Origin of the sequence: Lysinibacillus sp. FJAT-14222 (genome assembly GCF_001278875.1) — a bacterium.
GTDB classification, from domain to species: domain Bacteria; phylum Bacillota; class Bacilli; order Bacillales_A; family Planococcaceae; genus Lysinibacillus; species Lysinibacillus agricola.
The window spans coordinates 59,880-85,397 of sequence record NZ_LIYL01000003.1 but is presented as its reverse complement, the minus strand read 5'-3'; the positions used below and the strand labels follow the sequence as shown (position 1 = coordinate 85,397).

The following is a 25,518-nucleotide window of genomic DNA, read 5'->3' as shown; positions in this document are numbered from 1 at the left end:
TGCCGAATGAATTTAAACGTTGAAGAACTAGTTTGTCTTTTTCTATTAATCATATTGACACTTCAACACCACTTACTTTCCAATTCGAAGGAGCACGCACTTTAGGTACGTGATAAAAATCAACCTGATATGTTATTTAGCTTTATTCATCAAATATTTTTTGCCGTCTTTTGGATGGTGAGATGCAAAAAGGCTTTAGTATTTTTCAGTTAGCTGAAAAAAGTTAGAGTCTCCAGCAATTGTTATTGATTTTTTGTGCGTGAAGCAAAGGATAAACGTAGTAACTTCAGCAGATTTGGGAATACTTTATTATCGGCTATTGTCTCATATCTACAGTTTTTCGCATCATATCAAACAGCAAATTGTTGAACGAAATTGATAGTAGGAGGTTTTCATTTGGTTACAGTTCTCATTGCGATACTTTTACCATTTGTTTGTGCTGCGCTTATTCCACTACTTTATAGGCAACTAAGGCGTGTTGCACATCTTGGCTGGTTTGTTTTATCCGTTCCATTCATCTTGTTTCTTTTACTCGCGCGCTACATTCCTCAAATAGCCGGGGGTAAAACGTTTATTCATACATATGAGTGGATTCCCTCTTTTGATATAAATTTCACAACTTACCTCGACGGACTCAGTATGATTTTTGGTTTGCTGATTACGGGTGTAGGTAGTTTAGTCATTTTATATTCTATTTTTTATTTATCAACGAAAGAATCTCTTCATCATTTTTACTGCTATTTATTACTATTCATGGGCGCTATGCTTGGCGTCGTCTTTTCAGATAATTTAATGGTATTATACACATTTTGGGAGCTAACAAGTGTGTCATCATTCCTGTTAATTGCATTTTGGCATCATCGAAAAGCATCTCGCGCTGGTGCAAGAAAAGCCATGACCATTACCGTTTTCGGTGGCCTTTCAATGCTTGCAGGATTTCTAATGCTTCATGTGGCATCAGATACATTTAGTATTCGTGAAATCGTAGCCAATGTAGAGGTTATACGTGATCATACACTGTTTATCCCAGCGTTAATTCTTATTCTAATCGGTGCATTTACAAAATCTGCACAGTTTCCTTTCCATATTTGGTTACCAGATGCGATGGAGGCGCCAACACCAGTCAGTGCATATTTACACTCGGCAACAATGGTAAAGGCCGGTATATATTTAGTTGCACGTTTTTCCCCAATATTTGGAGGAGAGGCTGTCTGGTTCTGGCTGGTAAGTGTCGTTGGCCTTGTAACGTTGTTCTGGGGTTCGTTTAATGCTGTGCGTCAAACGGATTTAAAGGCGTTGCTGGCCTTTTCAACGGTTAGTCAGCTTGGTTTGATTATGAGTTTATTTGGGCTAGGGTCAGTCGGTCATTATTACGGTTATGCTGAAAATACCGTTTTTTATACGCAGGCAAGCTTTGCAGCGTTGTTTCATCTCATTAATCACTCCACGTTTAAAGGTGCCCTGTTCATGATGGTCGGTATTGTCGATCATGAAGTGGGAACACGAGATATTCGCCGTCTCGGAGGTTTAATGGCCTTGATGCCTGTAACTTTCACCATTGCAGTTATAGGCGGGTTTTCTATGGCTGGATTACCTCCGTTTAATGGCTTCTTAAGTAAAGAAATGTTTTTCACTGCGGTACTAGCTATTCGCGATGTAGAGGCGTTTTCAATTTCTGATGTGGGATTGCTATTTCCAATAGTGGCGTGGGTGGCAAGTATTTTTACATTTGTTTACAGTGTGATTTTAATAAGTCGAACGTTTTTCGGAAAACTACAGCCAGATAAGGTGGATAAAAAACCGCATGAAGCTCCTTTAGGCATGCTACTTTCGCCAATCATACTGTGCGTTTTCGTAGTTGGGATTTTCTTCTTCCCAAATGTGCTAGGACATTATATTTTAGAACCTGCTATGGCGAGTATTTATCCAACATTCCCATTAACTAGTGAATTAACACCACATATTCATGCGTGGCATGGCATTAATGCAGAAGTGTTAATGACTCTTGGAGTAATTATTATTGGAACGATCTTATTTAAAACGTTAAAAAGATGGAAGCCTTTGTATCGGATATTCCCTCAAAGATATACCTTTAATACGTATTACAATCGTATGATTGAGTTTAGTGAAAATAGTTCTGCAAAACTTACTAATCGCTATATGACAGGTAATTTAACACATTATTTCATCTATATATATGTATTCTTTGTTGCTTTAATTGCAGGATATTTTATTTGGTCGGATGCAATTGCATTTGATTTTGCGAAGGATTCCACAATTGAGTCCTATGAGCTCATTTTAGTATTTGTGATGATGTTCGCAGCTGTATGGATGATTTTCGCCAAAGGACGAGTAACGGCAATGCTGTTGAATGGCGTGCTTGGCTATTCAATTGCCTTTTTCTTTGTTATTTTCCGTGCTCCTGATTTAGCGTTGACCCAATTAGTTGTTGAATCTGTAACAACGGCTTTATTCCTTCTATGCTTTAAATATTTACCTGATTTAATGCCTGAAGCCTCCCATAAAAAAGTGCAATGGTCTAAGGCGGTTATATCCATTTTCGTTGGTGCCACAGTTACATTAATTGGCTTAGCGGTTGTCCATTTCGATCGCTTTGAGCCAGTGGCCACTTATTTTAATGATTCCTACGAACTAGCGGGTGGTTCAAATATTGTAAACACAATATTAGGCGATTTCCGTGCATTTGATACGATGCTAGAAGTTGTCGTTCTTCTGATTGCTGGCTTAGGGGTGTATGCACTAACGAAGCTGAAGCCGCGAAAGGAGGAGACGGACCATGAAAATTAATGACGTCATTTTACGTACTGTCACAAAGACAATCGTATTCATTATTTTAACCCTTGGTATTTATCTATTCTTTGCAGGGCATCATGCTCCAGGTGGAGGTTTTATAGGTGGTCTCGTGCTAGCCTCTGGCATTGTTCTACTGTATTTAGCGTATGACATTGAAACAGTGCATAAAGGGATACCATTTGATTTTAAAAAAGTTGCAGCGCTCGGAGTATTACTTGCAACAGGCACAGCTATCGGCTCATTATTTTTGGATGTACCGTTTTTAACGCAGGCACATAGTTATATAAATGTACCGATATTCGGGAAAATGGGTTTTTCGACTGTAACGATTTTTGAAGCTGGCGTAGCTTTAACTGTTGTAGGTGTTGTGGTCACAATTATTTTAAGTATAAGTGAGGATGAGTAGCCAATGGAGTCTTTAATACTAGTTTTAGTTGGTGTATTAGTAGCTGTTGGGACGTACTTAATCCTCTCGAAACAGTTATTACGTGTGATTCTAGGAACTGCGGTATTATCGCATGCGGCGCATTTACTGATTTTAACGATGGGTGGACTGAAAAAGGGGAACGTGCCACTCTTAGAAGAATCGGAAGGTCCTTACACAGATGCTCTACCGCAAGCATTAATTTTAACTGCGATCGTGATTAGCTTTGCAGTGACGGCGTTCGTGCTTGTTCTCGGTTACCGAGCTTATAAAACTAACGGTTCGGCTAATTTTGATGAATTGAGAGGTACGCCGGATGAGTAATTTGATTGTTTTACCATTAATAGTGCCGGTTATTACGGCGATTTTACTTGTGTTTTTACGTGAAAATGTTTTTTTGCAGCGCATCATTAGTTTATTGACATTAAGCTTTGTTGTCCTTATTAGTGTCATTTTATTGCTAGAGATTCAGGAACAAGGCGTGATGCGTATTGATTTTAGTGGCTGGGCACCGCCATTCGGCATTTTATTTGTTGCTGATTCATTCGCAGTCCTACTTGTGTTAACAGCAAATATTGTTGCAGTCATTTGTTTGTTATATGCCATTTTCACAATCGGTAAGAGCTTTGAAAAGATGTATTTTTACCCGTTTGTCCTACTTATGGTAGCGGGAGTTAACGGTTCATTTTTAACAGGGGATATTTTTAACCTGTTTGTGTGCTTTGAGGTTATGTTACTTGCTTCTTATGCACTTATTAGTTTAGGTGGCGAGAAAGTTCAGCTGCGCGAGGCGTTAAAATATGTACTCATCAATATTGTTGCATCTTGGATTTTCCTAGTGGCATTAGCTTTTTTATATGGAACCGTTGGAACGTTGAATATGGCACATATTTCTGTCCGCGTGATGGAGCTAGGAGCTGACCCACTGATCACGACTGTGGCTCTTATTTTCTTAATTGTCTTTAGCTTGAAGGCTGGCCTATTATTATTCTTCTGGCTTCCAGGCTCATACAGTGTACCTCCAACAGCTATAGCAGCACTTTTTGCAGCATTATTAACAAAGGTTGGAATTTATGCGCTCGTCCGCACCTTTACATTACTTTTCCCAAATAATACGGAAGTGACACATATGGCACTTGGAGTCATGGCAGGGCTTACGATTATTGCTGGATGTATGGGAGCACTGGCAGGACGGGATGTAAGAACAATTGCCTCTTATAACGTCCTTATTGGTGTTGGATTTATAGTAGCTGGTCTTGCCATCGGTACTGAGTCTGCCTTACAGGGCGTAACCTACTATTTGATGCATGATATGGTAGCTAAGGCCATGTTGTTTTTAGCAGTTGGGACGATGATTTATGTTACTGGTGAAACGGTTATCGATAAAATGAGTGGGCTTATTCGAAATTATCCTCTTTTTGGCTGGTTATTCTTTATTGTCATGTGTTCACTTGCAGGTATACCACCATTAAGTGGCTTTTTGGGTAAGGTTTTAATTGGACAAGGAGCTATAGAGGGCGGAAATTTTGTTCTACTAGGACTAGGGTTTTTATCTAGTTTAATTGTTTTGTATTCCCTATTACGAATATTTCTCTCGTCATTCTTTGGGGAAACAATTATTAGTCTAGAGGATGAAAAGCCGTTACCAAAGCGTATGGTATTGCCACTAGCATTGTTAGCAGCTTGTACAATTGGTTTAGGAATTGGAGCTGAATGGATGGCTCCATATGTAACAGACGCAGCAGAAACGCTCTACACACCATCGATCTATATTGATGCAGTGCTGGATGGCACAACATGGCAAGGTGAGGTGAATAAATAATGGCGATGCAATTTATCTTAAATTTATTTATCGCAACACTTTGGTTATTGTTACAGGATGAAGTTATTCCGCAGTTTTCGACATTTTTAATGGGTTTTATCGTCGGTATAGGGATTTTATATGCTATGCATCGCTTTTATGGCACACAATTTTATTTGCGACGTGTGTTTTCAATCATTAAATTATTATGGCTCTTTAATTGGGAGCTACTATTATCGAGTTACAGCGTGTTAAGACAAATTACTACTCCGAAGCTCAATATTACTCCTGGTATATTTACGTATAAAACAGCACTCAAGGGAGATTGGGAAGTAACAGTGCTTGCGTTGTTGCTCACACTTACTCCAGGTTCAGTAGTAATGGAGGTTTCTGAAGAGGGAGATGTGTTTTATATTCATGCGATGGATATTGAACAGTCGAAAGAAGCTGTCATTCGTTCAATAGGAAAATTTGAACAAGCGATCATGGAGGTGACACGTTAATGATTGAAAAAATTTTACTATTGGCTCTCGCATTATTCAGTGTATCTATTGCATTGTCGTTATTTCGTGTTATTCGGGGTCCTTCTTTGCCTGACCGTGCCATAGCACTTGATACAATAGGTATTAATTTACTTTCAGCAATCGCTATCGTTTCAATTATATTGAAGACTAAGGCGTATTTAGAAGCCATTTTAATATTAGGTATTTTAGCTTTTATCGGCACGATTGCGTTTACGAAATATATTGAAAGAGGTGTGATTGTTGAACGTAAATCAAATGATTGAATGGGCGGCAGTCATACTCATTTTGATTGGCTCCATTGTAAGTGTTATTAGTGCATTTGGAATGATTCGTTTACCTGACGTATACACGCGTTCACATGCTGCAACGAAAAGTTCAACATTGTCGGTCTTAACATGTCTATTAGGCGCATTTATTTACTTTTGGGTGCATGATGGCTATGTTAGTGTACGTTTAATTTTAGGAATTACCTTCGTCTTTGTAACGGCTCCTGTGGCAGGGCATTTAATATGTCGTGCAGCGTATCGCTCCCGCGTGCCTTTAGCAGAAGGATCAGGGGAAGATGAGCTGAAGGAAAAGCTATTTGCAGATGAAAAATAAGATATGAGGCAGACCTCCATTTTTGGGGGTCTTTTTTGTTGAATCGATTTCGCCTTGGCTGAAAAGAAAGGTGCATAAAAAAAGTCTAAGTTATTCAAAACGAAAGGGTAAGTATAAATTGTTCATGTATGCTATGTATAAAAGTTGATTGGAGTGGAGGCTGGGCGACGCCTAGGGGATAACGTCACAGATGGGATCATAGAGCGCAAGCGAAGCGGAAATTAACCCCACGTTATGGTGATAAGCTAAATTTCTATGGGAAAGTTTAAATAGATAGATTTATCAGAAAATTTCGTGTATAATATTTTGTTAAAAAAGTTTGAGTTTAGCTTGATTATTATTTCAAAAGAGTATATCTTATTAGCAGATAGAGTATTTATTCTCTAAAGTGAATAAATATCCATTTGACTATTTTCGAGAACTAGATTCTCATAGACAATAAAACATAAATAAAAGGAGATCATTGAATATGAAGAACAAGTTTTTCACGCTCATGCTCGTTCTAGTAATTGGTGTACTAGCAGCATGTGGCGCAAAAGATGATAAAGCAAGCGATAAAAATTCAAATGCTGACGAAGGCACTGAACAAAAGCAAGTATTAAAAGTAGGTACTTCAGCTGATTATGCACCATTCGAGTATGTTGATGCTGCAAAAGGTGAAGAAATTATTGGCTTTGATATTGATTTAATTAAATTAGTTGGTGAAAAAATTGATGTAGAAATGCAATTTCAAGATATGGACTTCAATAGCCTAGTGCCAGCTATACAAGCAGGTAAAGTTGATATTGTTATTTCTGGTATGTCACCGAACAAAGAACGCGAAGAAGTTGTAGACTTCTCTGATAAATATAATCAAACGGAGCAAGTGATTATTGTCAAAAAGGATAGCGGTATTAAAAAAGAGGCTGATTTAGATGGTAAAAAAATCGGTGTGCAAACAGCTTCTATCCAAGAAAATTTAGGTAATGATATTGCTAAAAAAGTAGATGCAAAGGTTGAAGGACGTACACGAATTCCTGAAATTATCCAAGACATGATGTCTAAACGTTTAGATGCTGGAATTTTAGAGGGTGGCGTGGCGAAAGGTTATCTGAAAACAAACGATAAATTAGTAGCGTTCCCAGTCGAAGAGCAACCTGAAGACTTCAAAGCAATCGCTATTCCAAAAGGTAGCGATCTTAAAGATAAAATTAACAAAGCATTAAAAGAATTAGCTGATGAAGGTAAAATTCAAGAGCTAGAAGAAAAATGGTTAGAAAAAGTTGAATAAGCCAATTGACTTGCGATAGCTCTATTTTGGGCTATCGCTTGCGCTTTTCGTTTCCTTAAAAGAGAACAAGAAAGGAGGGGGCGCTGTGAATTTAGATTTTACAGCTATCATTCCCTCTATTCCTTATATATTAAAAGGGATAGGTGTTACACTTCAAATTGCAATCGGTGCATCCATCATCGGTTTTATAGTTGGTATATTATTAGCATTATGTAAGATTGGTAAAGTGAATGTTTTGCGTTGGTTTGCAGATTTTTATACATCGATTTTCCGTGGTACACCGCTCGTACTACAATTATTGATTATTTACTATGCCGTCCCACAGTTATTAGATATTCAAATTGAACCAATTCCAACGGCTATCATTGCATTCGGGTTAAACTCAGGTGCTTATATTTCAGAAATCATTCGCGCTGGTATTAATGCGGTTGATAAAGGACAGATGGAAGCGGCACAAGCGCTAGGTATTCCATATGCAAAAATGATGAAAGATATTATTATTCCACAAGCCGTAAAAAATATTTTACCATCTTTAGTAAATGAGTTTATTACATTAAATAAAGAAACAGCTGTTGTCACGGTTATTAGTGCGCTTGATATTATGCGCCGTGCTTACATTGTAGGTGGTTCAACATATCGCTATCTTGAGCCTTTACTATTTGCAGGTGTGATCTACTACATTATGACGCTAGTATTAACGTTCCTTGGTAAACGAATTGAGAAAGGAATGAGAAAAAGTGATTAAAATTGAAGATTTACACAAATCATATGGACAAAATGAAGTACTCAAAGGTATTTCAACAGAAGTTAAAGAAAAAGAAGTAATCGCCATTATTGGACCATCAGGATCTGGTAAATCAACATTCCTGCGCTGCTTAAATTTATTAGAAGAGCCAACGAGCGGAAAGATTACAATTGCGGGCGACGTTCTAACGGACAAAGGGACAAATATTATGAAGATCCGTGAAGAAGTCGGCATGGTATTTCAGCATTTTCATCTTTTTCCTCATAAAACGGTACTTGAAAATTTAACATATGCACCGATTAATGTGAAAGGAGTGGATAAGTCAGCGGCTATCAAAAAGGCAGAAGATTTATTAACGAAAGTAGGCCTATTTGAAAAGCGCAATGAATATCCAAACCGTCTATCGGGAGGACAGAAACAACGTGTTGCTATTGCTCGAGCACTAGCAATGGATCCAAAAGTAATTTTATTTGACGAGCCTACTTCAGCTCTTGACCCTGAAATGGTAAAAGAGGTATTAGCCGTTATGAAAAATCTTGCTGACACTGGGATGACGATGTTAATCGTAACGCATGAGATGGGCTTTGCACGTGAAGTGGCTGACCGTATACTATTCCTTGATGGCGGAAAATTAATTGAGGATGCATCACCAGAGGAATTTTTTACAGCACCGTCAACACAACGTGCGAAAGATTTCTTAGAAAAAGTACTATAAAACGAGGAAACGCATTTTTTACGGTATCTATAAGGAGCGTTCGGGAACTAGGCATCTTGTTGAAACCAATGGAGGGGCGGTCATACGAAATCTTTTGGAGAGATTTAAGAAACACCAAAGCGTGAAATGAAGAGTGACTCGATGGGAATGATTTTGGGTTACTTTTTTGTGCAATCTATGGATTTTATGTGTATGTGCTTACAATCAGTCAGTTTTATGCTTATAATAGTAGAGTCAGAGTTGATTCTGAATAAGTAGCCATAAAGTGAGCGATTGCGATTGAAAAAATTATTATATGTAGCTTTTTTTGTTGTTTTTATAGTCATTTTTTTGTACGTAAACAATCATTGGCTGGTTGTAAGCAAGCATGAATTCGAGTCAGAAAAAGTGCCCGCCAGCTTTGATGGGCTACGCATTACGCAAATAACAGATTTACAGGATGCTCTCTTTGGCGAACATCAAGAGAAACTCATAGCAAAGGTGAAGACAACAAATCCTGACCTGATTTTTATTACAGGTGATTTAGTTGATAGTAATCGTTATAATTTGGAGCGAAGCTTGCAGGCTGTTAGAGGATTAGTTAAATTAGCGGATGTCTATTATGTACTAGGAAACCATGAAGTAGCGACGAATAAAGTGAATGTAATTTATGAGGAGCTATCATCGTTAGGTGTACATGTGTTGTCCAATGAATCGACCGTCATTGAGCGCGACGGGGAGCGCTTGGCGATTGTGGGCATAGAAGATCCGTTATCAGGTAGAACAACGAAAGAAATGCTAGAGATAGCAACAAAAAATGTTCCACCAAATGTATTAACGATTTTACTAGCACATCGACCAGAAGTGTTTAATACGTATGTGGAGTTTGGAATTGATTTAGTATTTGCAGGACATGCACATGGTGGACAAGTTCGAATTCCTGGTATCGGCGGTCTTTTCGCACGAGGACAGGGAGTATTCCCGAAATATACGGCTGGAGTTATTGAGGAAGGAACAACAACTATGGCCGTTAGTCGAGGATTAGGTAATAGTACAGTACCATTTCGAATTTTTAATCCACCAGAGATTCTTGTAATGGAATTAAAGAAAAAATAAGCACTGCGTCTTTGCTACGCAGTGCTTTCTATTTGTTTACGCTCTATACGTTTAACAAGATAGATGCTTATTTCATATAAAATAAGCATTGGAATTAATACGAGTAGCTGACTAATAAAGTCGGGTGGTGTAATCACAGCAGAACCAACACCCATCGCGATGTAGGACCAGCCTCGTATTTTTTTCATGGAGTCAGCAGTTAGTACACCAATGGACGATAAAAAGAGGGCTACGATTGGTAATTCAAAGAGTAGTCCTAGTGGTACAGTTGTCATCACTAAAAAATGCATATATTCACTTGCTGATACCATAACATCAAAATTAGTTGCCCCTACGCCCACTAAAAATGAGTAGCTAAGTGGATTAACAATAAAGTAACCAAAAGCTACACCTAATAAAAAGAGTACAAGCATAACAGGTGCATAAAGACCGAGGAAGCGGCTTTCTTCTTCTTTTAAACCTGGCTTTACGAAGCTCCACAAAAAATGAACTAAAAATGGCATAGCTAGTCCGAATGCTAGTGTTGTGGAAATTGTCATGTAAAACTTAACTACCTCTAACGGCCCTAAAATAATTAGAGAATGCCCTCGAGTGACATAAGGAAACCAAATATTAATGGTAGAGAGTACGATAATAAAAAATAAAATAAATACGATAAGCCCTTTAATAATTTGTTTTCGCAGTTCTGTAAGATGTTCAAGTAATGATGCCACTGGAAAAAGTGGTTCATCAGCTACCGTATCCTGTTCAATTGTTTCTATTGGAATTTCAACAAAAGCCTCCACAGGTGTGAGAGGCTCAGCTTCTTTCTTATCAAGTGGACTTAAATATTTTCTTTTTTCTTCTTCATATGGATCCATAGGAAAACCTCCTACGAAGCGTCAGATTTTTTTTCAACTTTTTTCGCTGGTTCATCCTCATCATCGATAAGCCCCTTCGTGGACTTTTTAAACTCTGCAAATGTTTTACCGACTGCACCGCCGATTTCAGGCAATTTTCTTGGACCAAACACGATTAAAACAATGACTAAAATGATGATTAACCCAGGTACTCCAATTGCTCCAAGACCTCCCATAGTCTTGCCTCCTTTTAATAAAATGTCTAGCTATACCGATTTACTTGTTAAACTAAGGAACCACCTGATTTACTATATTTCACAACACCCTCTGCACAGCGGTAAGCTAGTGCCCCTAAAGTACCTGTAGGATTATAACCACTATTGTGAGGAAAGTTTCCAGCACTCACAGCAAAAAGATTTTCTACATGCCAATGCTGCAGATAGTTATTTACAACGCCGTCCTCTGGTTTTAAGCTCATAACTGTTCCACCTGTATTATGGGTTGTTTGATACGGGACAATATTGTAATCAGTGATTTCAGCGTTTGGGACAACAATTTTGGCGCCCATTTCTTTCATAATTTCAGCTGCACGTGCCGAAATATATTTATGAAGCGCGCGATCCTGATCAGTAAAGTTGTACGTTAATTGCATTAGAGGTAAGCCGTAAGCATCCTTATACGTAGAATCAAGAGACAAATAATTTTCTTTATGTGGCATCGAAGCCCCTTGTGCACCAATCCCGAATGAACGTGTATAGTAATGAATCGATTGCTTTTTAAATTCTGGTCCCCATGTTGGTGTATCAGGAGGTGTTGGGTTTGAGCCGATAGGACGTGCACCTGTTTGCGTCAGAGCTATATTTCCACCGTGAATAAAATCTAAGTCACTATGATCGAAATTATCGCCATTATAGTCATCTAAACTCATACCGAGTGAGCCTGCACCCATAAATGTGTTGTACTGCTCATCAAAGAATCCTGCAGCTCCAGGGAGTATTTGATAGCAATAGTTTCTTCCAAGTGTTCCTTTTCCAGTAGCTGGATCATATCGTTCTCCGATGTTAGAAACCATTAATAGCTTGGCATTATTAAAGACATAACTCGTAAGTACAACAGCATTTGCTGGTTGAATAAATTCTTCACCAGATATCGTATCGATGTATCGGACACCAGTTACTTTATTGCCTTGCTTTAAGATTTCAACAACATTGGAATTATAGCGCAGGTCAAAATTACCCGTTTTTAATGCAGTAGGGACAACAGTAACCTCTGCAGATGATTTGGCGCCATATTCACAACCGAAGCGCTCACAGAAGCCGCAATATTGACAAGCATTAATCGTTTCACCGTCAGGGTTCTTATAAACTTCTGATACGTTTGCAGAAGGAACCATGTAGGGCGATAATTTTAATTTTTTTGTAGCTTCTTCAAATTGTGTAAGCATCGGGGTCATTTTCATAGGTCCCGTCGGATAAGGATTTGAACGCTTTCCGCTAAATGGATTTTTATCATCTCCGGAAATACCTGCCGTTTTTTCGAATTTGTCGAAATAGGGCTCAAGTTCATCGTATGTTAATCCCCAATCCTGTAATAAATAATCAGCTCCAAGCTTATTCGGACCATAACGTTTGTCTGTCAATGTTTTAATTTGAAAATCATACGGTAAGAAGCGATAGGTCATACCGTTCCAGTGTGTGCCAGAGCCACCAAGCCCTTCACCAAGTAAAAAGGAACCAAGCTGACGCATAGGCAAAGCCTTCATATTGCGATTATTACGGAAGCTTACAGTTTCCTTTGAAAGATTTTGCATTATATCATAACGAATTGCATAACGATACTCGTCATGGATAGTCAGAAAATCTTCTGTGCCACGCTTTTGTCCACGCTCCAGACCAACGACCTTCAAGCCAGCCTTTGTACACTCTGCAGCGATAATGCCGCCAGTCCAACCTACACCGACTGTTACAACGTCTACACCTGGTAATGTTGTTGCCATTTTCTAACCCCCTTATATTAGTGGCTGCCTAATGAATTAGGCTCAATTTTTTGGAATTTCGGATCTTCGATTTGAGTAATGTACGCCATTTGATGACCAGGGAAGCCCTTCATACGCCAGCCATCCATATTACGATTCCCGCCATATATTGGGTCAGAGTAAGCGCCTTCTATTGTCGCTGCACGTAATAAAGTAAAGAAGAAAGCAGATGTGACACCACTCATTTGCACTTCGCCTTTCTGGAAGGCAGTTAAAATCTCATCCATTTGCTTACCATCTATATCATTAAAGCTCTTTTTATAGCGATTCTGTGCTTCCGACTCCAATTTTTGAACACCTTGCTTAAAAATTTCTGCGCGGGTTAATCGACTCTGATAGCCCTGTGTTGGAGCACCTTCACCAAATGGTCCATGCATATATTCTTTGGAATTACTTCCATATTGCCCAGCTAGCTGCTGATCGATAAAATAAGGCACATCCAAGCCCTTTGCCCCTGCACCTAAATCATCCTCAGGGAAAATACGTTCAGTAGCATTTGCTAAAATATTAAAATCCCTTTGATTCATAAAAAACATTTTAGCTTTCGGCGAGCCAGTCTCTTCAGTAGCAGTTCCATGCTGACCATGCTCTAACGTGGTCGTTCCTTTTCCATGCATGTTATAGCCTACAAGACCCCCAATTAATCCACCGCCGACTAATGTACCTGCAGCGATTCCTGTTGTTTTTAAAAAATCACGACGTGAAACATCCTTTTCTGGACTCATAGAAATCCTCCCCTCAAAATGTATAGAAACTATCCTATTTTTTATAATCAGCAAAAAAAGTAAATTATAATCAGGTATACTTGGGAAATTTTTAAATTTAATCCAAATAGATAATTCATTTTGTTGTAATTTAGTTAAGTTGTGGGTAAGTTGTTGATAAATGTGAGTTGCGAAGGGGATGAACGCTTCAATGAGCAGGTATCTGCGAATAATGAGGAAGTTTAAGCATCGATGTAGGAGAAGGCAGTAAAAGAAGAACGTGAAAGTGTAGCAAGTGATAATGATTGTGAATGAATAAATAAAGGAGCTGGCCAAGTAAGGATAGCTCTTTATAGGGTTGAAAAACAAAATGGTTAAGGAAACATTTGTGAATGTTGTGGCGCTTTAAATGAGGGTGATTTCTGTTTCAGGCTATTCGTTTCCCTGTGGGCGAAAGTCGAGTCACTTTTTTCGCTTTCTCTGCAGGAAGCTCGAACAGAATAAACTTATATCAGTGACGCAATTGTACATCTACTGTTATTGCCGCTTCGCTTTCGCACAGCAACAAAAGCGCCTCAGTCGGAACGGAAATCAACCCCTCGTTTTGCCAAAGAGTCATATTTTATTTAAATAGGACATCTTGATCTCATTGACATAAATAGTTTTTAACAACAAAGGAGCTACCCTAGCAATGGGGCAGCTCCTATTTGGTAATTTATTATCGAAAAGGTCAGTTAAGTACTTCTTGCATAGCTTCCAATAGTTGTTCGGCAGAGATAATACGCTCGCCACCGCCTTGTACCATTTGATCACTGCCGCCGCCTTTTCCATTAATGAGTGGCAGTGCCTTTGCAGCAATATCCTTCATACTTTTCTCAACTTTTGCGCCACGTGCTGCTACAAACTGAAGCTTGTCTTCATTTTTTGAAACGAGTAATACGATAGATTCTGTCTGCTCAGCGACAATAGTTCTTGCTAATTTTTGAAGCTCCTGCATAGTACGCTGAGTAAAGGCTGCAGTAATAATACGTTTTTTACTAGAGACTAGCGCTTTTGCTTCATAATTTAGCAGCTCTTCTTTTGCTGCTAAGAGTGCTTTTTCTGTATATTTCTGTGCTGTTAAGATTTTTGTAAGTGCTGTAGCCGCTTCTGCTTCAGGTACACTTAATTGTCTTGCAACGTCAGCTAGTACTTTCTTTCGCATGGCAAGCTCTGCTAAAACTCGGTGACCACAGACAAAGGAGACACGAATATTGCCCTTCATTTTCTCTGTGCCAAGGATCTTTATCGCACTTACTTGTCCCGTTGATGTTGGATGGGTACCGCCACAGCCGTTGTAATCAAAGTTAGGAATAATAACAAGTCGAATATCTCCTGTGACGGCTACCTCTTTACGTAGGCTATAGTTTTCAAGTTCTTTTTCTGTAATCCATTTCGTTTCCATTGGACGATTCTCTAGAATCATTTCATTGGCACGGGCTTCCGCGGCTACAAGTTGTTCTTCTGTTAGGGCATCCACGGCAATATCAATTGTGACCTGCTCACTACCCAAATGGAAGCTAACAGTTGGTGCATCAAAAAGCTCGACAAAAGCCGCTGTTAAAATATGTTGACCTGCATGCTGCTGCATATGATCAAAACGTCGTTGCCAATTCAATTTACCATGCACTTCTCCCGCCAAAGTCGAAGAGTCGCCTTGAATATAATGAAGAATTTCATCATTAATTTTCTCAACATCAATGACCTCGATATCATTTAAAGTACCTGTATCATGAGGTTGTCCGCCTCCTGTTGGATAAAATGCAGTATTAGATAGCACCACGTAGTTACGGCCATCTTTATCAGTTCCATTGTTGATAACTGTTGCTTTAAATTCACGTAGCATAACATCTTGATAATATAGTAGTTCTTTCAAGAAAAAAGCCTCCTTTATGTAGAGTATTCTTAAGAGAAGCAGGTCTCTCAATTAGTTCCATTTTATTTTGGCATAATTACTTTCAAGTGTATACGAGTTTTCTAGTTGACCCATGCTGAATTTGATTTAATATATAAAAGAACAGGTTAACTTAAAGGAGATAATACAATGGAAATTACACAATTCTCAATGGAAGAAATTTTAGATCCAACAAACATTATTGAAGGCAAGCGTTATGAATTTATTTTAGATGTAGATATTGATGAGGAAGATGAACTTTATCACGAAGCAGGAATTGAAATTCGTGTATTAATTGCTGAAAAAGGTGAAGAGCCATTTATTTTAAATTACTTCATCCTGGAAAAAGCTAAAGGTGAGTATTTAGATTTTGCATTAGAGGATGAAGAGCTAGAAGAAATTTTAGCATTCTGCAAAGAGGAAATTACAAAAGCATAATATGCTCGTGTAAAAGTCCTCCAAACAAAAATTAATATTTTTATTTGGTAAAATTCCGCTTTTCTTTCAGTGGGCAGGCAAGAGTTACATTGGTGTACTCTTGTTTGTCTCCTGGGAGTCTACGTGGAATTTTAACTTTATGTCCAAAAATATCTTTTGACTGCCTTATTTTTAAATAAATTAAGGATTATTTAAGATTGGTGAAATAATCTTGTTGTGTTCATGAGCTAAACTATGTTTAAGATATAAAAAAACGGGGATTTTTAAATTTATCATTAAAAGTTAGGGATAATATTTTTTAAAACGTATGCTATGTATATAGTTGATTGGAGTGGAGGTTGGGCGACTCCTTGGGGATTAGCGATAGAGGAACGAAGGCTAAAAGCATCACATCCTGTGATAACGCCTTCGTGACCAACATCGTGTTGGCCCGAGACCCTACAGCGAAGCAAAGCGGCTCATCGGACGCCCCCAGGAAGCTTTGCGAAAGCGAAGCGTCAGCAACAAAGCGCCCAGCCGGAACGGAAATCAATCCCACGTTATGGTGAAGAGCCGATTTTTAAACGAAGAGGTGTTCTATGTCAGTTTATACAAATTCTATTATGGTGGCTTTTTTAATAACAATTTTCGCATCCTTTGTACTATTTGTACCTTGGCTAATTTATACGTATCGGAAATATGGCTACTTATCTGTATCCAAAACGATTATTACGTTCTCATTTATTTTTTACTTCTTATCGGCATTATGCTTAGTTTTATTGCCTTTCCCAGAAACACGTGATACTTGCTCTCTGCAAGCCCCAGATACAGTCCATTATAATTTACATCCTTTTCAATTTGTCACTGATATTTTAAAGGATAGTGGGATTGTTTTGACGAATCCATCAACATGGATTTATATCCCAAAGCAGCCTGCTTTTTATCAGGCATTTTATAATTTCTTACTGCTCATGCCGTTTGGCGTGTACTTGCGTTATTTTCTTAAAAAAAGAGAGTACTGGAAGCGTGCATTTCTATTTAGCTTTTTGCTAACATTGTTTTATGAGGTAACCCAATATACAGGGATTTATGGCATCTTTAATTGTGCGTATCGAATTTTTGATGTGGATGATTTAATACTTAACAGTGTTGGTGCACTATTAGGGTTCTTCTTAGCCCCTGTTGTGTGGGCGCTGTTTCCATCTCATGAAGAGGTGACGGCTAAAACAACAGAAATGGTCGAGAAAGATATTGTCAAACCATTATCTATTTTGTTGGCACTAGCAATAGATGTATTTATAGTACATGTCATTTTGTTCTTCGTTAGTGTCGTAACAGGCTATAGTGACATTTTCGAGTTTTTAGTAAAAATTGCTTTGTATATGTTGTTATTTGGTGTTGTTCCAAGCTTTACAAAAGGTGCAACATTAGGGATGAAGTTTATGCGATTTACAATGGTAAGTGAAAACGGCAAAAGCATTGTAAGTCAATCTTGGCGCCGTTGTGTTGCTATTCTCGTAGTAGTCTGTACTTCGGAGATTATAACAATTATAGGCCAGATAAAATTAGATATGGATTCACCATTTTATATACTACAAATTGTCATTACATTGTTAGCCTTTATAGCAAACTTTGTTCTAACAATGGTTATTGCTATTCATGTAATACGTGTCATTGTAAGTGGAGGTAAACGTCGTTTTTATATGGACTATTATGCAGGCTTACTAGCAACGAGAAAAAAATAAGGGGGATTGTTGGATGAAATACGTAATCATCGGGGGAGATGCTGCCGGAATGTCAGCAGCAATGGAAATATATCGAAATGTACCAGGAGCAGAGATTACATCTGTAGAACGTGGATTTATTTATTCATATGGGCAGTGTGGGTTGCCCTATGTTGTAGATGGACGTATTTCATCGACAAAGCGTCTCATTGCAAGAGATGTAGAAACGTTTCGTGATAAGTATGGTATTGATGCACGTGTTGGTCATGAGGTTAACGGAATTGATGTAGACAAGCAGCTTGTTTTTGGAACACAGTCATCTGGGGAATCATTTGAAATTCCCTATGATAAGCTACTTATTGCAACAGGCGCAGATCCTATTATGCCAGTGGAAAAGGGTTCGGATTTAGCAGGTATACACACAGTAAAAACAATACCTCAGCTAGAGGATTTACTAGCTGATTTAACGCCAGATATTGAAAATGTAACAATTATAGGTGCAGGCTATATTGGGCTAGAGATGGCTGAGACGATACATGCTTGCGGCAAAAAAGTAAGATTGATTCAACGAGGTAGTTATGTTGCAAGAATTTTAGATGAAGAGCTTGCGCAACATGTTCATGAGGAAGCAAAAAAGAACGATATCGAGCTTGTGCTAAATACAAACGTAGAGGCGTTTGAGGGGAATCAACGCGTTGAGCGTGTTATGACGGACAATGGCGCATTTGATACAGGTTTAGTCATTATGGCTGTGGGGATTAAACCGAATACACGATTTTTAGAGGGAACAGGCATAGCACTGACTAAAAATGGTGCAGTCATCGTTAATCGACATTTAGAGACCTCTGTTGAAAATATTTATGCTGCGGGTGATTGTGCAACGCATTTTCATATTGTGAAAGAACGTTTAGATTATATACCTCTCGGAACGACAGCTAATAAGCAAGGTCGTTTAGCGGGACTAAATATGTCGGGCAAGTTTGCGCCGTTTCGTGGGATTGTGGGTACTTCGATCTTAAAATTTTTCAATTTAACAATCGCCACGACAGGTATTAATGAGCGCAATGCTAAAGAGCTAGGTTTTGAATATGAGGCATTTAAATTGTCTGCGCGTCATATTGCAGGCTATTATCCAGGTGCCCAACGAATGTTTATTAAAATTGTTGTTCGTAAACGAGATCAACAGCTTTTAGGCGCACAAATTGTTGGTCCGGCAGGTGTTGATAAACGGATCGATGTGTTTGCAACAGCCTTATTCAATAAAATGACGTTACCAGATTTACTAGATTTAGATTTAGCCTACGCGCCTCCATTCAATGGTGTTTGGGATCCGCTACAGCAGGTTGCCAGAATAAATGCGCGTTTATAACGTAGGGGGTAATTAGAAATGAGCATTTACGACATTCAGGTTGCTTTAGAAGATGGGACTGCATATAGCTTAGATCGTTATAAGGGTAAGGCAATGTTAATTGTTAATACGGCTTCAAAATGTGGTTTTACACCGCAGTTTGAAGAATTAGAAGATCTATATAAAAAATATCAGGATGAAGGCCTTGTTGTTCTTGGCTTCCCTTCAAATCAGTTTAAGCAAGAGGTAGCGACTGCTGAGGAAGCGGCGTCACAATGTCGTTTGACATATGGCGTGACGTTCCCTATGCATGACATTGTGAAGGTCAATGGGAAGGATGCACACGCTATTTTTGAGCATCTAACATCGCATTCAAAAGGCTTTCTCGGCAACAGTGTAAAGTGGAATTTCACAAAATTCCTTGTGGATCGTAATGGTGAGGTTGTTGGACGCTATGGATCAGCCGATAAGCCAAGTAGCTTTGAGGATGATATAAAAAAAGTTTTAGCATAATAAAGTTGGAGGATTCACGCACAGTTTGTGTGTGAATCCTTTTTTGCTTTTTGAAAGGTGGAGATGTCGATAAAAATTAAAAGTTGGGCGATAAAACATGAAAATTTATCGATAAAATTCAAATGTTGGGCGATAAAACGTGAAAGTGTTTCGATAAAGTGCAAAAATTTCTCGATAAATTGCACGTGATTTAAGGTTCTTGTAAGCTTGCGACAAATTTGCTGTAAGTTTGAGGACGTATACTAAAGTCAGAAAGAAGAGGTGAGCGTTTATGACGCCATTATTAAAGGTACAAAATGTAGAAAAAACATACGGCAAAGGCGCAAATACATTTACAGCGCTATCGAATATATCATTTGAAGTAGAAAAAGGAGAGTTTGTTGGTGTAATGGGGCCTTCAGGGGCTGGGAAATCGACGCTACTTAATGTGTTAGCCACAATTGATACGCCAACGACTGGTGAAATTATTATTGGTGATACAAACTTAGCACGCATGAAGGATGCTGAGTTAGCAGATTTCCGCCGCGATAATTTAGGTTTTATCTTCCAAGACTATAACTTACTCGATTCTTTAACAGTTCGGGAAAATATCGTACTGCCTCTTGCGATTGCAAAAGTGCCAACAAAGGCAATTAACGCAAGGGTAGAACGTATAGCTACACTGTTCGGGATAAAAGAGTTACTCGATAAATATCCATATCAAATTTCAGGTGGGCAAAAACAACGTACAGCTTCATCACGTGCGTTAGTAACAGAGCCGAAAATAATCTTTGCGGATGAGCCAACAGGTGCTCTTGATTCAAAATCAGCAACAGACTTGCTTGAAAGTTTAAGTGATTTAAATAATTCACAAGCGTCCACGATTATGATGGTTACGCACGACGCATTCGCAGCAAGTTTCTGCCAGCGCATTTTATTCATTCAAGACGGACAGCTTTCTAAGGAAATTCATCGTGGTACTCAAACAAGAAAGCAGTTCTTCCAAGAGATTTTACAGGTGCTTGCTGGCATCGGGGGTGGAGTAAATGACGTTATTTAGTTTAGCGCGTAAAAATATTCAGCGCAATTTGGCGAATTACTTTTTGTATATCGCTTCGATGGTCTTTAGTATCGTCATCTACTTTACGTTTGTGACATTGAAATATAATGATGATCTTTCAGCCTTAAAACAATCATCGCAGCAAATTAAAGGATTGATGAGTGCAGCATCTGTTGTGCTATTATTCTTTATCATCATCTTTATGGCGTATTCCAATTCGTTTTTTATGAAAAGACGAAAAAAGGAAGTAGCACTTTACTCTCTACTAGGAGTGCGTAAGCAGAAAATCGGCTTAATGCTCTTTTTTGAGAATTTAGTGATCGGTTTTGTTTCCCTAGTACTAGGAATTGTTCTTGGATTCTTTATGTCACAAGGTTTATTAATGATCTTAGTACGTTTAATGGGCTTTGAGGTTGTAGGAAGTTTAACATTTTCCCCTGAGGCTCTAGTAAATACAACATGGATTTTTGCGCTACTATTTTTATTCACATCTTTACAAGGCTATCGTGTCATTTATCAATTTAAACTGATTGACCTGTTCCATGCGGAGAAGCAAGGAGAGAAAATTCCACGTGCATCATTCTTAGCAGCTATTCTTGGGACAGCGCTAATTGCATTTGGATATTATACAGCCTCTGAAGATATATTTACGAGCAATATTTGGCAATTTTTCACAGTGCTAGGTACTCCACTAATGGTTATAGGTGTAACGATTGCAGGGACATATCTATTATTCCATAGTGTTAGCGTATTTGTATTAACGGCGTTGAAAAAAGCAACTTCTTGGTCATGGAAAGGCTTGAATTTAATTGGTGTATCACAATTATTGTACCGTATTCGAGCAAATGCTAAATCGCTTTCGATCATCGCTATTTTAAGTGCGACAACGATCACAGCAGGTGGCGGCGTTTTCGGGATGTATTACAATGCGGAAGCAACTGTACGACATATGTTACCTAACACATTTATGTGGAAGGGCGATATGGTAAAATTTTCGCAAGAAGACGTCTTGTACAATGAATCACTTTCTGTGAAAAATTTACGTGTTGATAATGAATATTCGTTTTTTGAATATACATTATTAAAGGAATCCGACTATAATCGTTTAGCGAAATTGCAGGGGAAAGATGAAGAACTGCACATTGCAGATGGTTCAACAGTGTTACTTGATGCAACTTTCGACGAACGTTTCTCACATGATTTTACGGGTGAAGAGTTTAAATTGGAGAACGGGGAATCATTCCATGTTGATAAAATGTATACAGAGAGTGTATTAAACTTTATTCCAGCTGGAACAGTACTCGTTGTTAATGATAAAGTATTCGCTGCCACAAATGCAGAGAATGTTAAAATGCAAGTAGTTGGTATGGATAATGACTTGAAGCAACAGGAGATTTCAAAAGAGATTTCCAATCAACTAGCTACTGAACAGCAGGAAGGATTCTCAAGTGTTCCGCAAAGTTATGAGGCTAGTTTAGCTACTGTAGGATCACTATTGTTTGTAGGAAGCTTTTTAGGATTAGTATTTTTAGCAGCGACAGGAAGTATTATTTACTTCAAAATTTTAACTGAGGCAGAGGAAGATCAGTCTAAATATGCGATTTTAAATAAAATCGGTGTTAATAAAAAACAAATATTAAAAACAGTTGCAGGGCAGGTTGCTGTTATCTTTAGTGCACCACTCATTGTCGGCATCGCACATAGTGCATTTGCGCTGCTAGCCTTTTCACAACTATTTGGTATGGATATAACGAAACCAGTCATACTGTGGATGATTGCTTATTCTGCAATTTACGGCATCTATTATATCTTTACAGTTCGTTCATTCTATAAAATTGTTAGACAGGGGAATTAATATGAAAAAAGTTTTCTTAGGTATAGGAGCATTGTTTATATTGTTCGTAGCAGGTCTTGTTGTTCTAATGACCGTAGATTTTAACCGTTTAAATAAAGAAGCTTACTATGTTCATATCACTACTGACGGTGAAGTAGAGGAATTTAAGGTAAGCAACGGTGAAATATGGAAGTCATATTGGTATGAGGTACCTGCTTATGACAAAAACGGTGAAGAGCAAACATTAAAGTTTTCAGCTCAGAAAAATTTACGCCACGATGCATACTTGAAGCTTTATGTAAAAAAAGAAACAGAAGTTACATCATTTGATGAAATAAAATTCCATGAGCTGCCTGCAAAAGTACAGGAGCTAATGAAGAAATAAGAAGAAGGAGTAGCCTTTAGTTATAGGGCTACTCCTTTTTGTCTTCTTGTAATTGAATGCTGACAGTTGTACCTTGTTGTTCTTCAGAGGTAATCGTTACAGTTCCTCCGTGCGCTTCAATAATATCTCTAGCAATAGCAGTACCTAAACCAGTACCATATGTTTGCTCAGTATTTGTCCCTCGATAATAGCGCTCGAAAATATGTTCAAGATCTTCGGCAGAAATGCCTTTACCGTTATCAGAAATCGTAATGGAATGATCTTCAACAAGAATAGTAACGGATACGTCGGAAGGATTATGAAGCAAAGCATTGTGTAAAAAATTCATTACCGCTCGTCTCATAAAGTGCTCGTCAATGTGATGCTTGATAACATCTTTAGTTGCATTAAATTCAATATTGGCCTGCTCATATTGAGGTGTATTGAGTGTATCAATAACGATTTCACGAATAAATTGCACCATATTTACCTCCGTTAAGCTAAGTGGAAGCTGCTGATGTCTTAATCGCATAGTTAAGTTTAAATCATCCAGTAAATCTTGCATATGCAATGATTGTTTCTCGATAATGTGAGCGTATTCTGTTTGTTCATGAGAAGATAAATTTCCATCATTCAGTAGCTCTGCATAACCACGAATGGAGGCAAGCGGTGTTTTCATATCGTGTGAGACATTACTAATCCATTCCTCACGCATCATCTCTAATCTTTTGCGTTCCTCCTCATGCGCGGCAAGCTCTCTCGATACTTCATTTAAATTTTCAAAAACTGGTTTGTACACGCCACCGGGCATTTTATTAGGCATATGCTCACGATTCTTTAAATGACGAATACGTTCAATCATTGCATATAGAGGCTTGGTCAACGTTCGTCCGAAGAGCCAGCCGACGAGTGTAGCTACTAATAAATCAGCAATGACAATGAGCAAACCAAACTTGCCAATAAACTGTAAGACAGATGAGCCAGAAAAATGAGTGACATATCTAATAACGCCACTGCCCTTGATGCCGATAAGATAACTAATACTTTCTTTACTTCCCACATACACGGTTGTATCAACATCGAATTCTTTATATTTATAAACTTGAATTAAATCAATCGGTGCATAGTGTGAAGGCGCTTTATCCGGGGCAAAATGGGCATCAACGACTTGCCCATTATTATCAAGTAATTGAATCCAAGCATTTCGCTGATGCAATTGTTGAAGACCATCCTTGCTTACTGCTGGCGTTCCATTACTTATATCAATATACTGTTGGAACTCGCGCACGAAGTTTTCTTCTGAATACGAAGTTGTATTATCGTATTTATTTACCTGTTGGAAAATGAAAAAACCAATTAAAATGGCTGTATTCAAGAAAATAACAATAATAACAATAGACAGCACAGACAGAAGGAATCTAGCTGTTAATTTCCATTTCATACTTGTTCCTCTTTTGGAACGATAAATTTATAGCCAAGCCCTTTTACAGTTGTAATATACACAGGCTTCGATGCATCTTTTTCAACCTTTTCACGCAGACGTCGAATATGCACCATCACGGTATTGTCTGAGCCGAAAAAGTCCTCTCCCCATACACGTTCAAATAGCGTTTCTTTACTTAAAATTCGATTAGGATTATTCATAAAGCAAGCCATCAAGCCGATCTCTTTCGCTGTTAGCTCCAATAAAACGTCGTCCTTATGTACCTCCGTTTCATCACCATTAAGTAAGAATGGACCAACTTGAATCGACTTCTCGGAAGCTACTGGCACTGCTTCTTGCGTGTGATAGCCCGCTCTGCGAAGCTGTGCCTTCACACGATAGGCAACCTCTTTAGGACTAAAAGGTTTCGTAATATAATCGTCTCCTCCGATAGCGAGTCCTAAAATTTTATCAATTTCCTCATTTTTCGCTGACATGAAAAGCACTGGCACATGCGATACCTCTCGAATACGACGACATAAATCGTAGCCCTCGCCATCAGGAAGCATCACATCGAGTAGTACAATATCGGGTTGTGTTTGTTGAAAGCTCGTCCATGCTTCTTGAATGGAGCCAGCTGTATGAATTTCTTTATAACCTTCTTTTTGCAGGCTGACTTTTAGAAGGTTTGCTAAATCAGCCTCATCATCCACCACTAGAATAGTTGGCTCTTGCATCGTTCACACGCCCTTTCTTCTTTATTATTTTAAGAATAGCGTATAGCTAATATGTTTAGCAGTAGCTCGATAAACATTTCCTTATTATTTCAAAAATAAAATAACTGAAGCGCCTAAGATAAATGGGCGCATAGCTTAAAATCTGCCACCGATTGAAGTGTCTTATGTGACTTATTATAAATGAAACTTGCTTAAAAAAGGAATTGAGACATTACTTGAATCAATAAATATAGATCAGTTACTTATAAAGGAAAAATAATACTTTATATACTCGTTTGAAAAGTCTATATTCAAAGCAGTTTTATGAAGGACTTAAAAAATTATTGTCTAACTAATTGAAGTATATTAGTCGGTGATATCAAAATAATCAGAAGGGGATGAAAGTATTGAAATCGAAAGTATTGGACACCGCTGATTTTAGGACTCTTATCCTGGATATTGGTACTTCCTGGTATATTTAAATGGTTAGGAATACCAACTTTTGATAAATTACTTTACAGAGTTCTTGGCCCACCTAATACAATCAATATTGTTTTAGCTCTATTATTATCAACTATATTCATTTTCATAGTACTAAAACTGCCTACACCTAAAAAGAAATGAAAATGATCGTGGTAATT

The 25,518-nt window shown here is 38.2% G+C and carries 26 protein-coding genes; 19 read left to right on the top strand and 7 right to left on the bottom strand.

Annotation, left to right across the window (positions count from 1 at the left end; genetic code table 11):
- Positions 1-396 precede the first annotated feature (396 nt).
- The 11 genes from AN161_RS01755 to AN161_RS01705 all read left to right on the top strand — a co-directional run bounded on the left by AN161_RS01755 (position 397) and on the right by AN161_RS01705 (position 9,988).
- On the top strand, positions 397-2,808 hold the full coding sequence (locus tag AN161_RS01755; RefSeq protein WP_053592662.1) for a Na+/H+ antiporter subunit A: 2,412 nt from the start codon (positions 397-399) through the stop codon (positions 2,806-2,808).
- Entirely contained in the window at positions 2,798-3,220 is a 423-nt protein-coding gene (locus tag AN161_RS01750) for a Na(+)/H(+) antiporter subunit B (protein WP_053592661.1), read from the top strand. Before AN161_RS01755 ends, AN161_RS01750 begins: the two co-directional genes overlap by 11 nt.
- Positions 3,221-3,223: 3 nt before the next feature.
- Complete coding sequence (locus tag AN161_RS01745) at positions 3,224-3,562, top strand: Na(+)/H(+) antiporter subunit C (protein ID WP_053592660.1); 339 nt, start codon at positions 3,224-3,226, stop codon at positions 3,560-3,562.
- A complete protein-coding gene (locus AN161_RS01740) occupies positions 3,555-5,060 on the top strand; it encodes a Na+/H+ antiporter subunit D (RefSeq protein ID WP_053592659.1) in 1,506 nt (501 codons plus the stop codon). The genes AN161_RS01745 and AN161_RS01740 overlap by 8 nt, the downstream gene beginning before the upstream one ends.
- Positions 5,060-5,542: a Na+/H+ antiporter subunit E gene (locus AN161_RS01735; protein ID WP_053592658.1), complete on the top strand. Its 483-nt coding sequence runs from the start codon at positions 5,060-5,062 to the stop codon at positions 5,540-5,542. Before AN161_RS01740 ends, AN161_RS01735 begins: the two co-directional genes overlap by 1 nt.
- Positions 5,542-5,826, top strand: a complete 285-nt coding sequence (locus AN161_RS01730; protein WP_053592657.1) for a Na(+)/H(+) antiporter subunit F1 — start codon at positions 5,542-5,544, stop codon at positions 5,824-5,826. Before AN161_RS01735 ends, AN161_RS01730 begins: the two co-directional genes overlap by 1 nt.
- Complete coding sequence (locus AN161_RS01725; protein WP_053592656.1) at positions 5,804-6,163, top strand: Na+/H+ antiporter subunit G; 360 nt, start codon at positions 5,804-5,806, stop codon at positions 6,161-6,163. Before AN161_RS01730 ends, AN161_RS01725 begins: the two co-directional genes overlap by 23 nt.
- A gap of 469 nt (positions 6,164-6,632) precedes the next feature.
- Positions 6,633-7,433 (top strand): transporter substrate-binding domain-containing protein, encoded by an 801-nt coding sequence (locus AN161_RS01720; RefSeq protein ID WP_053592655.1) that lies wholly within the window; start codon positions 6,633-6,635, stop codon positions 7,431-7,433.
- 85 nt (positions 7,434-7,518) lie between these two features.
- Positions 7,519-8,178, top strand: a complete 660-nt coding sequence (locus AN161_RS01715) for an amino acid ABC transporter permease (RefSeq protein WP_053592654.1) — start codon at positions 7,519-7,521, stop codon at positions 8,176-8,178.
- Entirely contained in the window at positions 8,171-8,893 is a 723-nt protein-coding gene (locus AN161_RS01710; protein ID WP_053592653.1) for an amino acid ABC transporter ATP-binding protein, read from the top strand. Before AN161_RS01715 ends, AN161_RS01710 begins: the two co-directional genes overlap by 8 nt.
- 279 nt (positions 8,894-9,172) lie before the next feature.
- Positions 9,173-9,988: a metallophosphoesterase gene (locus AN161_RS01705; protein WP_053592652.1), complete on the top strand. Its 816-nt coding sequence runs from the start codon at positions 9,173-9,175 to the stop codon at positions 9,986-9,988.
- A 14-nt stretch (positions 9,989-10,002) separates the two neighbouring features.
- On the opposite strand, the gene tatC is transcribed toward AN161_RS01705, so the two are convergent.
- The 5 genes from tatC to AN161_RS01680 form a co-directional block, all read right to left on the bottom strand.
- The gene (tatC, locus tag AN161_RS01700) at positions 10,003-10,848 is read right to left on the bottom strand and encodes a twin-arginine translocase subunit TatC (protein WP_053592651.1); all 846 of its coding nucleotides are present in this window, start codon (positions 10,846-10,848) and stop codon (positions 10,003-10,005) included.
- 11 nt (positions 10,849-10,859) lie between these two features.
- Entirely contained in the window at positions 10,860-11,063 is a 204-nt protein-coding gene (tatA, locus tag AN161_RS01695) for a twin-arginine translocase TatA/TatE family subunit (RefSeq protein WP_053592650.1), read from the bottom strand.
- A gap of 47 nt (positions 11,064-11,110) precedes the next feature.
- Complete coding sequence (locus tag AN161_RS01690) at positions 11,111-12,823, bottom strand: GMC family oxidoreductase (protein WP_053592649.1); 1,713 nt, start codon at positions 12,821-12,823, stop codon at positions 11,111-11,113.
- Between the two features lie 17 nt (positions 12,824-12,840).
- Complete coding sequence (locus AN161_RS01685; RefSeq protein WP_053592648.1) at positions 12,841-13,587, bottom strand: gluconate 2-dehydrogenase subunit 3 family protein; 747 nt, start codon at positions 13,585-13,587, stop codon at positions 12,841-12,843.
- A 709-nt stretch (positions 13,588-14,296) separates the two neighbouring features.
- Positions 14,297-15,481, bottom strand: coding sequence for a serine-tRNA(Ala) deacylase AlaX (locus AN161_RS01680; RefSeq protein ID WP_053592647.1), 1,185 nt, complete (start codon positions 15,479-15,481; stop codon positions 14,297-14,299).
- Positions 15,482-15,649: 168 nt separating this feature from the next.
- Here AN161_RS01680 and AN161_RS01675 point away from each other — a divergent pair, with 168 nt between their 5' ends.
- The 8 genes from AN161_RS01675 to AN161_RS01640 all read left to right on the top strand — a co-directional run bounded on the left by AN161_RS01675 (position 15,650) and on the right by AN161_RS01640 (position 22,759).
- Positions 15,650-15,937, top strand: coding sequence for a DUF6509 family protein (locus AN161_RS01675; RefSeq protein ID WP_053592646.1), 288 nt, complete (start codon positions 15,650-15,652; stop codon positions 15,935-15,937).
- Between the two features lie 410 nt (positions 15,938-16,347).
- Complete coding sequence (locus AN161_RS01670; protein ID WP_206743134.1) at positions 16,348-16,485, top strand: hypothetical protein; 138 nt, start codon at positions 16,348-16,350, stop codon at positions 16,483-16,485.
- Positions 16,486-16,515: 30 nt separating this feature from the next.
- Entirely contained in the window at positions 16,516-17,661 is a 1,146-nt protein-coding gene (locus tag AN161_RS01665) for a VanZ family protein (RefSeq protein WP_053592644.1), read from the top strand.
- A 13-nt stretch (positions 17,662-17,674) separates the two neighbouring features.
- Positions 17,675-19,009, top strand: coding sequence for an FAD-dependent oxidoreductase (locus AN161_RS01660; RefSeq protein WP_053592643.1), 1,335 nt, complete (start codon positions 17,675-17,677; stop codon positions 19,007-19,009).
- Positions 19,010-19,027: 18 nt separating this feature from the next.
- The gene (locus tag AN161_RS01655; protein WP_053592642.1) at positions 19,028-19,501 is read left to right on the top strand and encodes a glutathione peroxidase; all 474 of its coding nucleotides are present in this window, start codon (positions 19,028-19,030) and stop codon (positions 19,499-19,501) included.
- Positions 19,502-19,772: 271 nt separating this feature from the next.
- The gene (locus AN161_RS01650; RefSeq protein ID WP_053592641.1) at positions 19,773-20,540 is read left to right on the top strand and encodes an ABC transporter ATP-binding protein; all 768 of its coding nucleotides are present in this window, start codon (positions 19,773-19,775) and stop codon (positions 20,538-20,540) included.
- Positions 20,527-22,395, top strand: a complete 1,869-nt coding sequence (locus tag AN161_RS01645; RefSeq protein ID WP_053592640.1) for an ABC transporter permease — start codon at positions 20,527-20,529, stop codon at positions 22,393-22,395. Before AN161_RS01650 ends, AN161_RS01645 begins: the two co-directional genes overlap by 14 nt.
- Before the next feature lies 1 nt (position 22,396).
- The gene (locus AN161_RS01640; RefSeq protein WP_053592639.1) at positions 22,397-22,759 is read left to right on the top strand and encodes a YxeA family protein; all 363 of its coding nucleotides are present in this window, start codon (positions 22,397-22,399) and stop codon (positions 22,757-22,759) included.
- A 28-nt stretch (positions 22,760-22,787) separates the two neighbouring features.
- On the opposite strand, the gene AN161_RS01635 is transcribed toward AN161_RS01640, so the two are convergent.
- Together AN161_RS01635 and AN161_RS01630 are read right to left on the bottom strand one after the other, a co-directional pair.
- Complete coding sequence (locus AN161_RS01635; RefSeq protein ID WP_053592638.1) at positions 22,788-24,179, bottom strand: HAMP domain-containing sensor histidine kinase; 1,392 nt, start codon at positions 24,177-24,179, stop codon at positions 22,788-22,790.
- Complete coding sequence (locus tag AN161_RS01630; RefSeq protein ID WP_053592637.1) at positions 24,176-24,898, bottom strand: response regulator transcription factor; 723 nt, start codon at positions 24,896-24,898, stop codon at positions 24,176-24,178. Before AN161_RS01630 ends, AN161_RS01635 begins: the two co-directional genes overlap by 4 nt.
- Positions 24,899-25,518: the final 620 nt, after the last annotated feature.